Source organism: Streptomyces sp. NPDC058758 (assembly GCF_042746075.1).
Classification (GTDB): domain Bacteria; phylum Actinomycetota; class Actinomycetes; order Streptomycetales; family Streptomycetaceae; genus Streptomyces.
This window is the reverse complement of sequence record NZ_JBHYPS010000057.1, coordinates 22484-36314: the sequence shown is the minus strand read 5'-3', so window position 1 is coordinate 36314 and position 13831 is coordinate 22484. Positions and strand designations below refer to the sequence as shown.

The following is a 13831-nucleotide window of genomic DNA, read 5'->3' as shown; positions in this document are numbered from 1 at the left end:
CATCAGGCACAAGATCATCCGACACCTGCAGAACTCTGCCGCCCACCAGCCCAACTGCCAAGCCCCCGAACCAAACTCATTCTGAAATGATCAGTAAGCGGGAGCGGCGGGCGACGGCCGTACTGGAGTGGATGGCCGGCTTCGGCGAGCGGCGCCGCGGCTGGATGACCGAGCAGGCCGCGATCGCCGGATGCGACGTGGAAGCACACCTCCCGCCGGCCGAACCGGACACGCCGGGCCGCGACTACCTCGGACACGTCATGGCCCCGCAGCCCCGGCTCACGCGCCAGAGCGTGGAGGAGCTGCTCCCCGACTACGTCCTGGCGTCGGCTTCCGTCCGCCACCTGCAGGTGGAGCGTGCGGGCGACCGCCTGACCGCCTTCCTCCAGCTGGTCGCCGACCGCACGTTCGCTGTCGACGGGCCGGCGCCGCCCGCGCTGCTCAACATGTGGCTGGACGACGTCACCGACGTCGCCTTCGACCTTTCCGATGCGCGGGGAGTGACCTTGGACGCCGGAGCGCGGGAGGTCGGGATTTCCCTGGGGCCGAGTGGCCGGCTCCGCGCCGCCGGCGGCGAGTACCACCTGGACGACCGTTCCTGGCACCTGTCGGCCGCCGGCCGACGCGCGGACGCGGTCACCCCGCCCCGTGACAGTGGGGCGATCCGTCGGCTCCGGCCGCCGGGCGGAGAACTCGGACCCGGTGCGCGCGCCGCTGCCGCGCTGCTGCGCCACGCCATGTGGGAGCTCCGCTCGGTGCGTTACGCGGTCCGCGCCGATCGGGTTCCTGTCCTGAAGCTGTGCGGAGCCTTCTCGGGAGCGGGCGGAGCGATCCTGGCCGCCGGGTCACAACGAGGCGGTCGTCGCCGTGAGGCGGCGTTCCGCGACGTGATCCGCACCTGGGCCGACCGGGGCGGCCCGGACCTGAGCCGCTGGTTCTCCACCGTCCTCGGGGAAGAAGCGGGCTGCTCGGACATCGTCGCGCCACCGTCCACTCCCGAACGAACACCTCTTCCCCTCGCCGACGGTTCGCCCGCATCCGACGTCCCTTCGCAGGCCGCCCTCGTCATGGCCGCCTGGACGGCGGCGCACACGGACCACCAGAAAGAGCGTCCGGCCACCGCGCAGCTCCAACTCGCCCTGCCGCCCCGCACCCACGAGGACTCATCGGGGCCTTGGCGACTGCGCACGGTCAGTTGCGCCGAGCCGGATTCCTTCCGCCTCTCCACCGACGCGTTCCGAGGGGCCGGCCCGTTCGTCCAGGTGGGGAAGCCCACCGCCGCCTGCGGTTTCGACCTGCACCGGGGCGCCCTGCTCGCTGCGGCCCGAGACGGCTGGAGCGCGTCCGTGACCTGACTCGCACGCGGCCGCCCTCCGCCACGGCGAACAGCGCCTTCACCGGCGAGACGGGCGAGACCGGAGAGACGGGCGAGACCGGCGAGGCGCGCACGTACGGGACGCGTCGTGCGCGGGAAGCGGGAGGGAGCGAGGGCCTGACCGTCGTCACGGGGCGGACGGTGTTCTTCTCGCCGCAGCAGGACGGGCCGCCGGTCTGTCCGCACTGCGCGGCGACGTACGAGGACGGACACCGCGAGGCGTTCTCGCCGGTCATGGACGCGTGGTGGAACACCGGCAGGGGCGAGGTGCCGTGTCCGGCTTGCGGGCACACGGTACCGCTGGCCGCGTGGGAGTGGGACGGGGACGGGCTCGCCTTCGCGTACCTGGGGTTCGAGTTCTGGCGGGGGCCCGCACTGCTGCCGGAGTTCGTCGCCGAGCTGGGACGGGTGCTCGGGCACCGGACCCGGCTCGTCCGGGGACGGATCTGAGGGCCGCCCTTTCAGAGCGGCAGCCTTCAGGCTGCTGGCGGGAATCGGCACCTGCGGAAGGCGGCGGCCGCGGCTCTCCGCCACGCGCAGCGCCTGCCCCATGCCTTCGTGCGGTCCGGTGAGGGAGCACGCAGGTCTTCCGTGCCGGCCTCCGCCGGGTTCAGCACCCCGCCCTCCGCAGCAGCCCGTCACGCCGGGTCGGCCAGGTCAGGGCCCGGACCAGGCCGTTGGTCACGACCCAGTACCCCGGGTGCACCCAGCCCTCTTCCTTCGACAGGAGCCCCGGACCCTCGTCGCGGCACAGGTGCCGCATCAGGCGCTCGTACGCCGGACCGCCGGCCACCAGCAGCAGGGGCGCGGTGAGAGCCGCACCGACCCAGACACCGCACCGAAGGGCCACCTGAGCATGTCCGTCTATGCGCACGCGACGAGTATGGCGCCTACGGCCGAGATCGCTTTCGATCGTCGAGGATGCTCTCCATGGACGCCCGGCAGGTGGAAGCTTTGATCACGGTCACGGTCACGGGCTCAACCGCGAGCACGGGCGCTCCTGACTCTGTCCGCTGCTCCCTCCTGCGCCCCGACCCCGCCCAGAGCGGCCGCCGGGTGGAGATCCGCGACAACCTCCTCGACCGGATCGACCGGATCGACTCCGCGCCCGGCAGCGTGGCGATCAACCTCGGCACGTCGCGCAAGGTCCCGGCTCACCCCACGCAGAAGGAGGGAGCAGGGTCGCTGAGACAATCGCGGGATGACCAGCATGGAGATCCGGTTCGATTGCCAGCATCGTGGCGACGGGGGGCCGCTCGTGGTCGTCCCTCACATCGACGGAGCACCACTCACCGAGCTGATCGATGCGTACGAGATCGCGGCCGGGATGCAGCCTGCGGGTGATGCCTACGGCGGTCTGATTCCGGAGTTCTTCCGGTTCGGCCCGATGCGGGACCACTTCCTCGGACTGTCCACTAGCGCGATGGGGCCGAAGACCCCCGTCCTCGGTTGTGAATGCGGTGAGTGGGGGTGCTGGCCGCTCATGGCCCGCATCACCGCGACAGCGGACCTCGTCACCTGGGACGCCTTCGAGCAACCCCACCGCAAGACCCGCGACTACGCGGCATTCGGTCCGTTCCAGTTCGACCGCCACCGATACGATGACGCCTTGCAGGCCCTGAGCGCGGTGATCGGCTCCGCCGACGACGACACGCGCGCATGAACACCGCCGTCGGTCCGTCTTGCCGCACATGAAGACCAGGGGCGGCGGCCGGCGGCGGGGTACTCGTCCTCACCCGTCGGCGACGGGCAGGTTGTGCCACCAGTGACCGCATCCGCCGGAGCAGAAGCGTTCGCGGCGCCGTTCGTCTGCGACCGCGAGGACCTCGACCAGTAGCCGGAACGCCTTGCGCCGTTCGTCGACAGGGGTGAGGCCGGCGATCTTCCCCAATTGCTGGTCGATCGGGCCACAGGTGATCAAGACCGCCGGGGTGTGCGTCGGGCGCAGCCCGGCACGTCGGATGCTCTCCGGTCCGTCTTCGGTGACGGCGCGCGCCTGCACGCAGTGGTGGCTCAGGAACAGGAGTATCCCGGCCTGCTCCTCCGGGCTGTGGGTGTCGAACCACTCGATGCCCTGTGACATCGGGCGCAGTCCTTGGGCGAGTTCGTTGAGGATGATGTCCCGCTCGGTCATGATCGGCTCCCACAGGTCAGCGAGGCGAAGACCTCAGCGGTCTCGTCGACGAAAGCGCACAGTTGCCGCACGGCCCGCCGACAGTCATGCGGGTCGAGAGCCGGCACGGCCCGGACTTCGAGCCATCGGTCCCAGGGACCGGCCGGAGCAAGGAACCGTGTCGTGTACGCGGAGCCGAGGATCTCATCGAGGTACAGAAGCGTCCCGAGGACGACTGCCTGGTCGTAGTCGAGGTCGGGACGCGACAAGTAGTGATCAAGGTATGCGCTGAGCAGTTCGGCATCCGCTGCAGTACCGAACGTCGCAAGGGCGACGCAGTACGCCGCGCCCGCATACGGCCCCTCGCTGGCCAGCAGGAGCCGGCCCATGAGCTCGTGGAACTCGGACCTGTGGGCCACGGCGACCAGCCAGGCGGCAGTCTTGCGCTCGCGCCACCCACCCTCGAAGAGGACGCCGAGTTCCGCCGGAGTGATTTCGTACGCAGCCTGAGCCAGATCCCGCACAAACGCGGAGCGCTCGACCGGGCTCAACCGGAAAACGCTCCCGCCCAACCGAAGGTATCGCCGATCAGGCGTGACGAACCGCCGAACCAGATCCTGCAACTCGGGATCGCTCCGAACATCACGCATAGCCGCATCCTGGCCCGGGACGGTACTCACGTTCCACAGGTTTGCCGACTGCCTCAGCGGACCGGGGTCACTGGTTCAGAGAAACCTGTATCCGCTGCTCGGTGCTCCAGGTCTATCCCAAGGTGCTGCCCCGCCTCCCGGAGAGGGAGAAGGGCCCCCTCACCAGGCGGTCGTGCTCGACCATGACCGGCTGGTCGACTACATTTCCATGGCTTTCTTCAGGAAGCGAGCCGCCTGCATACCTCGGCAGCCAGCGCGTCAGCGTCATCGAGCACGGTGGACAGAACGTCCGGGTTCACGCTGGGCCTGGCGAACAACCCGTGAGCCCGCGCCGCGAAGTCCGCAGGAGCAGCCGGGAGTTGCCCGGCAGCCTGAACAGCTCCCTTTTCGTTCAACACCCAGCGACCCGCGTGAGCATGCAGGCCCTGCACGAGAAGTCCCACGGCGCGGAAGAGGCAGCCGGCGACGTAGAAGGCGTCTCCGCGAGCCGCTCCCTTGCGGGCGTTGGCCAGGGTGAAGGGAGCCTCCCACTGCGCGTGGGCGATCAGCGCCTCGCGCAACGGCTCCGGATAACGGCGAGTCTTCTGTTGCAGGGCCCGCAGCTCGCCGTGGGGATCAACGAGAACGCGTCCGACGGCCACCTCGCCGACATAGGCATGGGAGTACACCCCAAGCGGGTGACCAGCCTGAACGCCTACTTCGAAGTTCCCCGCCCGGCACTCTTCCCAGATCCGGTGAACGCGGTCCAGATCGCGGTAGATCCAGTCGACGCGGCAGCCGTCGACGGTCAGCCATGCTCCACCGTCCACCCACGGCCCCCAGCCGCCCGGTTCCGTCACGTCGACCGAATCGCCAGTCAGCTCGGACGCGAGGAGACGCAAGGCACCGGTGTCCAGCGGCGGCCGGTAGTACAGACCCAGATCGAAATCGGAGTCGGGTTGGTGGGTTCCGCTCGCTCGGCTGCCGCCCAGACACACACCGACCACTCCGCCGATGTCGATCAACCGATCCGCAATCTCCACCAAACGATCCACAGCCCAGAGTCTGCAGAACCGGATCACTCTCCGCGACCACATTCTCAGCACCCTCCGCCCTCAAGCCCGCCCGTCGGGGTGAAGTGCGGAGAAGCTCGGCGAAATGCATGAGGTGCGTAGGGCCGGCAAACGGCGTGCAGGCGTTGACGGCTGGGGCGGCCATCGGGCCTCGGCGGGTGGGTGCCGTCATGCAGGACGCGCTCTTCGGCTTGCCGGCGGCACCTCCTGAACACGCCGTGATGGCTTGCTTTCAGCGGGGAGGCGACGATCTCGGTGAACTTGATCAGTGGCCACTGGTCTTCGGGGCCGGGCGGTCCAGCGGGGCCGCGGTCGCAGGTGCGGGTGCCGTGCCCCCGCGACGGCCGGGTTCCACCCGGGTGAGGGGGCCGGGATATCCGCGTGCCTCCAGTGCGGTGACTGTGACAGCCTGCCGACATGCCATGGGAGCCGCGAGAACACGCTGGTCGTCGCTATGTCGGTTTGTTCCACTGCGCCTTGTTCGAGCAGGGCGACTGAGGGCATCACCTCGATGGCGGAACCGAGACGGACCCCGACGCGGAACCCCACACAGGCACAGGCGCAGGAGCCGGTGCCGACCGCGAGTCGCCGGCGGCGTTGGCGCGGGTTGCCGGCGAACCGTGACTTCATGATCGTCTGGGGCGGGTTCGCCGTCTCGTCGGTGGGTACGGCGCTGTCCAACCTGGCCGTGCCGGTCCTCGCGCTCGGCCTGTCCGGATCCCCTGCCGTGGCCGGCCTCGTGGGGGCGGCCCGGCTCGCCCCCTACCTGCTGCTGACCCTCCTGGCCGGTGTGTTCGTCGACCGCTGGGACCGCCGCCGCGTCATGCTCGTCGCCGACCTCGGCCGGTTCGCCGCGCTGGCGACGATCCCGGTCGCCTACGCCTTCGGCGTCCTGACGGTCACGCACCTGGCCGTGGTGGCCTTCCTGGAGGGCGTCGGACACGTCTTCTCGGCCGTCTCCCACCTCTCCGCCCTGCCGAAGCTGGTCCCCGAGGAGCAGCTGGCCTCTGCCAACGCCCTCAACGAGGTGGCCGACTCGGCGGCCGGTGTCGGCGGGTCCGCCCTCTCCGGCGCCCTGATCGGCCTCGCCAGGAACTCCACGCTCGGCGCCGTCTACAGCTACGCCGTCGACGCCGTCACCTACCTGCTCTCGGGAGCCTCGCTGCTCCTCGTGCGCACGTCGTTCCAGGAACAGCGGCCGGCCGGCGAACGGCGCTCCGTGACGGCCGACCTCAAGGAGGGGATGGCGTTCCTCCGGCGGCAGCGCCTGCTGCGCCTGCTCGTGGTGATGGTCACCCTGGTCAACTTCCTTCAGGCGCCGCTCCACCTGGCCACCCTCGTGCTGGCCACCGAGGACCTCGGCGTCAACGCCGGTCTGATCGGCCTCGTCCTCGCCGCGGTGGGCCTCGGCTCGGTGGGGAGCGCGTTCGCCGCCTCATGGCTGCGCGAGCGCATCGGCCTGCGCACCCTCGCGCTCGGCTCCGTCGCCGTGTGGACCGTCGCGGCGGCCGTGATGGCCACCGCACCGTCGCTCGTCCTCCTCGCCGCCGGCGTCCTGCTCACGAACCTGCTGTGGCCGATCTTCGCGGTGTCCCTGGTGACCTACCGGCTGTCGGCCACACCGGACCACCTCCAGGGCCGCGTCAACAGCGCCTTCCGGACGCTGTCGTTCGGCGTGGAGCCGCTGGGGCTGGCCATCGGCGGTGTCCTGATCGCCTCCCAGGGCCCACGCTTCCTGTTCTGGACCGCTGCGGCGGGCCAGTTCGTCATCCTCGTGGGCGGTACCGCGGCGTGGCGGAGGAAGCGGATGCCGGGAACGGGCGGAGTCGCCCCGCTCAAGGACACCTCAGGGCGCCCGAGGACCCCTGAGGATCCCTGAGGGCGCCTGAGGGATCGAAGAGCCTGCCGCTGGAGGCCTTGAGCCGCGGCCGCCCGCGGCGGAGAACGTAAATGCGTCGACAGGGCCCTTCGGCGCCCGGCAGAGTGGCCGCCCATGACGAGCAGCGAACTGTGGAGCCGTGCGACCGCCGAGCGCTACGACGCCGAGGAGGCCGAATCCTCCTCGGCCGCCGCCCTCGGACCCGCTCTCGCCTTCCTCGCCGAACTCGCCGGAGACGGCCGGGCGCTGGAGTTCGCCATCGGAACCGGACGCGTGGGAATCCCGCTCCGGGAACGCGGCGTGCCGGTAGCGGGCATCGAACTGTCCGAGCACATGGCGGCGGTGCTGCGGCGCAAGGTCGACGAGGACACCCTTCCGGTGGTCATCGGGGACATGGCCACCACCGTCGTCCCCGGCGGGTTCACCCTGGTCTACCTCGTCTACAACACCATCACGAACCTGCTCACCCAGGACGAGCAGGTCGAGTGCTTCCGCAACGCCGCGCGGCATCTGGAGCCCGGCGGCCGGTTCGTCATCGAGCTGCTCGTGCCGCCGCTGCGGTCGCTGCCGCCCGGTCAGGTCGCCGTGCCGTTCGACGTCTCCGAGCGGCATCTCGGCTTCGACACCTTCGACCTGGTCGAGCAGATGCTCGTCTCGCACCACTTCACCCGCGACGGCGACGACGGCCGCTACCGCCGCGGCAACTCCCGTCACCGGTACGCCTGGCCCGCGGAACTCGACCTGATGGCACGGATCGCCGGACTCGAGCTGGAACGCCGCGTCGCGGACTGGGACGGTTCCCCGTTCACCCAGGACTCCGTGAAGCACGTCTCCGTGTGGCGCAAACCGGTCTGAGGCCACCCACCGGACCGTCGACACGGGCCGCGCCTGACCGGAACCCCACCCCCGTCCGAAGACCGTGCGTCGCAGGAGGGCCGTCCCGTGCATGATGACGGAGGACTTCTCTCCTTGGGGGCGAGAGTGGGGCGACAGGAAGACGCGGACGCGCTGGACGCCGAGCTGCTGAAGCGGCCGCTGCCGGCGACCGCGGTGCGTGCCATGGGCGCGTGGTTGGCCGGGGGCGGGGCTCGGTACGCCACCGGCGCGGGCGCTCATGCCGTGGAGTACGTACCCGCGCGCTGGTCGGGCGTCGAGCCGTGGCCGGGCCCGTTCGCCGAACGGTCGCACGCAGGGGCCGCGACGGTCACCCGTGCTCAGGCGGCGGCGGCCGTACGGGAGGCGGTGGAGCGCTCCCGCTGGTGCGAGGCTCTCGTCGCCTCGTACGTGTGGGGGCAGGGCCGAACCGGCTACGGCCCGCACCGCCTCCAGGAGATCCTGGCCGAGCCGGGTGCCGCCGACGTGCTGGCCGCGTCCGGCTCGGCCCTCCGGGAGGAGGGAGCGGTCGCGGCGTACCGCGTGCTGTACAAGAGGCTGAGAGGGCTGGGGCCGGCGTTCTTCACCAAGTTCCTCTACTTCCTCGACCTGGCGAGGGACGACCCCGCCGCCCCTCGTGCGCTCGTCCTCGATCAGAGGGTCGCGCGTGTCGTCCGCGCGCACGCCACCCGGGTCGGGCTGGAGAGCGGACTGGCAGCGGCGCCGGACGCAGCCGCCTGGACCTGGTCGGACGGCGGCTGGACGCCCCACCGCTACGGGGTGTACCTGCGCTGGGCGGAAGCCGCCGCCGGTCAGCTCGCCTCCGCCGGCATCGGGTGGCCTGAGGCGAGCCCCGATCTGCTCGAACTCGCCCTGTTCGACGCCGTCTGGGATCCGGCGGCCTGACTTCCGGGTGAGGCAGGCTTCCGCTCCGCCTCCCGGCGGCAGGGAAGCCGACCGCTCCGTACGACGAGCCCTGCCGGTGCTGGCACCGGAGGCTCAGGCCATGATCGCACGGACGGGCATGGCCACGTAGAGGGCGAGGAGGCCGGCGCCGGCCACGAACAGGGGCGCGCCACCGCCGGTGAACGTCCCGGAGAGGTAGGGCAGGGCGAGCAGGACGAAGCCGGTCACCGCCGTGGCGTGGACGGTCTGGGCGAGTGGCGACCACGCCTGCTCCTGGAGGCAGTCCGCCTCCGCGGCGATCGCCGTGGGAAGCATGCACGTCAGCACGAGGAGCAGCGGCAGCAGCGCGAAGGCCGTACCGGAGAGGGTGAGCCCCCAGTCGCGGTCCAGGTAGCGCTCCATGTCCCTGCCCTCCTCGACCAGGCCGCCCAGCTCGGGCGCGGAGGGGGCCCAGAGGACCTCGACCCGGCTTCCGGGCTCCGGCCTCCCGCCGGTGAAGGCGCCTTCCACCCGCACGCGCCCGTCCCCCCGCGCGGCCAGGACCAGGGTGGAGTGGTAACCCGTGATCGCGTCCTCGTCGTCGCGCCGCTCGCGCACCTTCTCCGCCTCCACCACCGTGGCCGTGGCGTGCACCGCTCCCGCCCGCAGGAGGGAGCGGACGTGCTGGGAGGTGTGGGCCCTGCCGAGGACGCTCAGCGCCACCACGGCGAGCACGACCAGCAGCCAGACGAGGGACTGGCGCAGGAACACCCACGGCACGCCGTCGTACGCGTACGAGGCCAGGCGCCGGAACAAGCCGGGCCGTTCCCGGCGAGGGCGAGCAGGGCCCTTCTCCAGTGAGACCGCCGACGGCCTCGCCGGCGTCCCGTCGTCGCCGCGCCGCGGGAACCAGCCGTAGTGGTCGTCGGCCCACCAGAGCAGGAGCGCGAGCACACGCAGCCAGACCAGACCGACCAGAACCCAGGCCAGCGGGACCAGCCCCGGGACGGGGAGGGGGACACCTGCCGGAAGCCCGGTCGTCCACACGGCGAGGACCGCCGCCGTCACGTAGACGAACACCCCTGCTATGCGGACGAACCATGCCGACACGCTCTCTCCCCCGGTGACGTACGACGAACGCGGTGACGCGCGAGTATCGCAGCCGGGCGAGCCGGGGTGAGCCGGGCGGTGTGCGGAGGAGGAGCAGGCCCCTCGGGGGCCTGCTCCTCCTCCCGCCGCGCCCGGGGCGCCCGCGCCGGACCGAGGGCTCCGGGAGAACGGCTCAGACGGCGACCCTGCCGAACAGGTGGTTGGCGGGGGCGCCGGGGTCGTCGCCGTAGAAGAACTCCTTGAGCGCCTGGTGGAATTCGGCGCGGTCCAGCGCGCCGGATCCGTCCCGGTCCAAGGCGGCGAAGACCATCGCGCAGTCGTCGCCGGGAACGCCGGCGACCGCGTCGAACATCTGCCGGAACTCCGCCTGGTCGATCGTGCCGTCCCCGTTGAGGTCGACGAGGTCGAAGAAGCAGTCGGTGACCTGCTCGACCTGCTGCGGGTACAGGGCGGGGTCGGTCAGGACCCGCCGGAACCCTTCGGTCATCTCCCGCAGGTCGACCCTTCCGTCGCCGTCCTGGTCCATCGGGGCGATCACGTTCCTCCAGAACCCGTCCATCCCTTCGGTGAGCAGGCGGGCGGACGCGGAGTCCGGCGCGGCCCCGCGCGCGGAAATGTAGCGCTCGCTCATCATGCGGACGTCGTCCTGCGTGATGAAGCCGTCGCCGTCGACGTCGGCGCCCTTGAACCACTGGGCGTACTTGAGGTTTTGAAGTGCAGTCACGATTGCGCACCGTATTCATGCCGCCACTCGTGCGCAAATGGTGATACGGGCGGATTTCCAGTGTTCGTGTCAGTGCTCGAAGGGGGGTGGAGCGAAGGCCAGCACGTCGGGAAGGGGCCTGTCGTAGGGCTCGACGTCGACCAGCGCGCTGAGGGCGCTCGGCCCCTGGGACAGGCGCGAGCACGGCCGATCGGCCGTGAGGACGTTCGGATTGCCGTGGCGGTCCAGCGTTCCGCTCTGCCCGGGGCTTACGGGATCCCACCACGCGCCGGTGGCCAGCTGCACGACACCGGGCATGAGGTCGTCCGACAGCAACGCGCCCGCGAGGCAGCTGCCCCGGTCGTTGTGGACGCGCACGATCATGCCGTTCTCGATGCCGCGTGCCGCGGCGTCCGCCGGGTTCATCGTCACGGGCTCACGGCCGTGGACCTTCGCGTCGCGGCTGTGGCCACCGTTGTCGTACTGGCTGTGCAGGCGGGTGGCGGGCTGGTTCGAGATCAGGTGCAACGGGAACCGGTCCGCCAGGTCGCCGCCCAGCCACTCGGCCGGTTCGAACCACATCGGATGCCCGGCGCAGTCGTCGTAGCCGAACGAGCCGATCCTCGAGGAGAAGATCTCGATCCGGCCCGACGGGGTCGGCAGGGGGAACCGCCGGGGATCCGAGCGGAGCGCTTCGAAGCTTCCGGGGAAGGGCCCCGTCGACGGCGGCAGTTCGGCGGCGGAAATCCGCCAGAAGTCGTCGAAGGCCGGCAGTTCGGCGGCGTCGCCGAGTTCGGCCTTCGTGCGCTCGTAGAGGTGGCGGACCCATGCGGCCTCGGAGCGCGACTCCGTGAACTCCCGCTCGTATCCGAGCCGGGAGGCCAGGGCGGTGAAGACGTGGTGGTCGGTGCGCGACTCGCCCGCCGGCTCGCGGACCTTCGGCATCGCGATGAGGTGGGGATCCGAGAACCCTGCGGCGAAGTCGTCGCGTTCCAGACCGGTGGCCACGGGAAGGACGATGTCCGCGAACTTGGCCGTGGTGTTCCACCAGGCTTCGTGAACCACCACCGTGTCGGGAATCTGCCAGGCGCGGGTCAGCCGGTGGAGATCCTGGTGGTGATGGAACGGGTTCCCTCCGCACCAGTAGATCAGGCGGAGCTCGGGCAGGGTGAGACGCCGGCCGTCGTAGTCGATCGTCCTGCCCGGATGCGCCAGGGTGTCGGCGATCCTCGCGACGGGGATGAAGTCCGGAACGGGATTGGGGACGGTGGGGAACCCCGCCACGGGGGCACGGCCCCGGGCGACGCCGGTCGCGTCCATCGTCGCGTAGCCCGCGCCCCAGCCGCAGCCGGCCCGGCCCATCGAGCCCGACATGGCGGCCAGCACGACGGACATCCAGATCGGCTGTTCGCCGTGGTCCGCCCGCTGCACCGCGTAGTTGACCATGACGAGGGACCGCTGGGCGGTGAGACGGCGGGCGAGGTCGATGATCGCGTCGCGGCTGATGCCCGTGATCCCCGACGCCCAGGCGGCGTCCTTGGGCACGCCGTCGGACTCGCCCACCAGGTAGGAGGCGAAGCGGTCGAACCCGACGCAGCACCGGTGGAGGAAGTCCTCGTCGTGCCACCCGTTGACCAGCATCGTATGGGCGATGCCGAGCATCGCGGCGGTGTCGGTGTTGGGGACGACGGGCAGCCACTCCGCATCGAGGAAGCCGGCGGTGTCACTGCGGAGGGGGCTGACGTTCACGAACCGCACCCCGGCCTCACGGCACCGGCGCTGCAGGTCACGCGTCTGGTGCCTGGCCAGCCCGCCGGGGTTGACCTGGCTGTTCTTGAGGGCCAGCCCTCCGAACGCCACCACGAACCGGCAGTTCTCGGCGATCTCGTCCCACATCGGCATCCTGGACTGGTAGCTCCACGGATGCCCGCCGATCACATGAGGGAGGACGACCTCCAGGGCCGCGGTGCTGTACGTGTTGCGGGAGTCGGTGTACCCCCCGCCCAACGCCAGGAACCGATGGAGCTGGGCCTGCGCGTTGTGGAAGGCCCCCGCGCTCGCCCAGCCGTAGGACCCTCCGAACACCGCGCTGTCCCCGTGCTGTGAACGGACTCGCCGCAGTTCGTCGCTCACCAGCGTGATCGCGTCGTCCCAGCTCACCTCCACGAAGGCGTCCGTACCCCTGGCCGTGTCGTGGACGCGCGGCAGGCCGTCCAGCCAGCCCTTGCGCACCGCGGGGCGCAGCACGCGAGCGCCGTCCTCGGCGGCCGTCACCATTCCGGGGCCGATGGAGGACGGCGCGGGGTCGTCCCTCCTCGGCTCGATCCGCAGCAACCGGCCGGAATCGACCACCGCGATGAAACTGCCCCAGTGCGTCACCACCGGCATGCGTCGTTCCACCGGGCACCCACTCCATCCCCGAAGCGAAGGTTCCGCTGTTCTCGGACAACGGTCGGTCGACGGTCCGCAGCACGGAGGCTTCCCCCGCGGCCTCCCGCCCAACCCCGCCGGTGGACACGATCGCCGCCGAGCGGCTGCGGCCTACGTGAGTTCCTTCCGCATCAGCGTGCACATCGTCTCGTAGCGGCGCACCGAACCATCGGGAGCCTGCTCGTCCCACGAGTCCGGCCGGCGGTCGTACGCGACATAGCCCAGCCTCTCGTAGAGGGCCCGTGCCCGGGGGTTGCTCTCCTCCACGCCGAGTTCGGCCTGCCGCAGGCCACGGTTCCTGATGCGCAGCTCCGCGGCTTCGACGAGGAAGGTGCCGATCCCGCACGACTGCAAGGCGGGATGGACCGCCAGCTGCCACAACGTGCCGACCCCCTCCTTGACCCGGTAATCGACGCCCCCTTTCGCCACGGGGATGTCCGTCACGGGGCAGACCGCGAGATAGTCGACCTCGCCGGTCCGTACGCGTTCCAACTGCGCGGCGACCCCGGCCAGGTGGTGGTCGGACCCCGCCCACCCGCACGACGCCAGGTCCGCGTGCGTCAAATCACGGGCCGACAACTCCAACAGGACATGCACCATCTTCAGCACCTCCGGCGAGCCAGCATCCCCGCCGACCCCACGGGGCGCAAAGCCGTTTTCCCGGCCCCCAGGGGTCACCGCCAGGGCGTCAGCGACGCCGGCACCGTCTCCCCGACGTCGTACCCGAGTTGCCGGCACTGTGCGATCGGTTCCGGGAGGGC

14 protein-coding genes are annotated in these 13831 nt (G+C 70.9%); 6 read left to right on the top strand and 8 right to left on the bottom strand.

Annotated features, from left to right (window positions below):
* Positions 1–86 precede the first annotated feature (86 nt).
* Positions 87–1355, top strand: coding sequence for a hypothetical protein (locus ACFW6A_RS36370; protein WP_386645999.1), 1269 nt, complete (start codon positions 87–89; stop codon positions 1353–1355).
* A 161-nt stretch (positions 1356–1516) separates the two neighbouring features.
* Positions 1517–1825, top strand: coding sequence for a hypothetical protein (locus ACFW6A_RS36365; RefSeq protein ID WP_386480961.1), 309 nt, complete (start codon positions 1517–1519; stop codon positions 1823–1825).
* 160 nt (positions 1826–1985) lie between these two features.
* Here the strand turns inward: ACFW6A_RS36365 and ACFW6A_RS36360 are convergent, their stop codons facing one another.
* On the bottom strand, positions 1986–2249 hold the full coding sequence (locus ACFW6A_RS36360; RefSeq protein WP_351848435.1) for a hypothetical protein: 264 nt from the start codon (positions 2247–2249) through the stop codon (positions 1986–1988).
* Between the two features lie 327 nt (positions 2250–2576).
* Between ACFW6A_RS36360 and ACFW6A_RS36355 the strand changes: the two genes are divergently transcribed.
* Complete coding sequence (locus ACFW6A_RS36355) at positions 2577–3038, top strand: hypothetical protein (RefSeq protein ID WP_386645996.1); 462 nt, start codon at positions 2577–2579, stop codon at positions 3036–3038.
* A gap of 69 nt (positions 3039–3107) precedes the next feature.
* Here ACFW6A_RS36355 and ACFW6A_RS36350 read toward each other — a convergent pair whose 3' ends face one another.
* From ACFW6A_RS36350 to ACFW6A_RS36340, 3 genes are all read right to left on the bottom strand, one after another.
* Positions 3108–3509 carry a DUF5958 family protein gene (locus tag ACFW6A_RS36350; RefSeq protein ID WP_386645993.1) on the bottom strand — a complete coding sequence of 134 codons (402 nt, stop codon included), beginning with the start codon at positions 3507–3509 and terminating at the stop codon, positions 3108–3110.
* Complete coding sequence (locus ACFW6A_RS36345) at positions 3506–4168, bottom strand: DUF6000 family protein (RefSeq protein ID WP_351848444.1); 663 nt, start codon at positions 4166–4168, stop codon at positions 3506–3508. The genes ACFW6A_RS36350 and ACFW6A_RS36345 overlap by 4 nt, the downstream gene beginning before the upstream one ends.
* Before the next feature lie 188 nt (positions 4169–4356).
* Positions 4357–5172, bottom strand: a complete 816-nt coding sequence (locus ACFW6A_RS36340; protein ID WP_386645990.1) for a nucleotidyltransferase domain-containing protein — start codon at positions 5170–5172, stop codon at positions 4357–4359.
* Positions 5173–5818: 646 nt separating this feature from the next.
* Between ACFW6A_RS36340 and ACFW6A_RS36335 the strand changes: the two genes are divergently transcribed.
* The 3 genes from ACFW6A_RS36335 (at position 5819) to ACFW6A_RS36325 (ending at position 8848) form a co-directional block, all read left to right on the top strand.
* A complete protein-coding gene (locus ACFW6A_RS36335) occupies positions 5819–7069 on the top strand; it encodes an MFS transporter (protein WP_386480948.1) in 1251 nt (416 codons plus the stop codon).
* Between the two features lie 114 nt (positions 7070–7183).
* Positions 7184–7924, top strand: a complete 741-nt coding sequence (locus ACFW6A_RS36330; protein WP_386645987.1) for a class I SAM-dependent DNA methyltransferase — start codon at positions 7184–7186, stop codon at positions 7922–7924.
* Between the two features lie 126 nt (positions 7925–8050).
* Positions 8051–8848 carry a hypothetical protein gene (locus ACFW6A_RS36325; RefSeq protein WP_386645985.1) on the top strand — a complete coding sequence of 266 codons (798 nt, stop codon included), beginning with the start codon at positions 8051–8053 and terminating at the stop codon, positions 8846–8848.
* Positions 8849–8941: 93 nt separating this feature from the next.
* Here the strand turns inward: ACFW6A_RS36325 and ACFW6A_RS36320 are convergent, their stop codons facing one another.
* From ACFW6A_RS36320 to ACFW6A_RS36305, 4 genes are all read right to left on the bottom strand, one after another.
* Positions 8942–9937 carry a DUF3592 domain-containing protein gene (locus ACFW6A_RS36320; RefSeq protein WP_386480942.1) on the bottom strand — a complete coding sequence of 332 codons (996 nt, stop codon included), beginning with the start codon at positions 9935–9937 and terminating at the stop codon, positions 8942–8944.
* 172 nt (positions 9938–10109) lie between these two features.
* Positions 10110–10661 carry an EF-hand domain-containing protein gene (locus ACFW6A_RS36315; protein ID WP_351848459.1) on the bottom strand — a complete coding sequence of 184 codons (552 nt, stop codon included), beginning with the start codon at positions 10659–10661 and terminating at the stop codon, positions 10110–10112.
* A 69-nt stretch (positions 10662–10730) separates the two neighbouring features.
* Positions 10731–13040, bottom strand: a complete 2310-nt coding sequence (locus tag ACFW6A_RS36310) for a molybdopterin-dependent oxidoreductase (RefSeq protein WP_386645982.1) — start codon at positions 13038–13040, stop codon at positions 10731–10733.
* A 141-nt stretch (positions 13041–13181) separates the two neighbouring features.
* Complete coding sequence (locus ACFW6A_RS36305; protein WP_386645979.1) at positions 13182–13670, bottom strand: GNAT family N-acetyltransferase; 489 nt, start codon at positions 13668–13670, stop codon at positions 13182–13184.
* Positions 13671–13831: the final 161 nt, after the last annotated feature.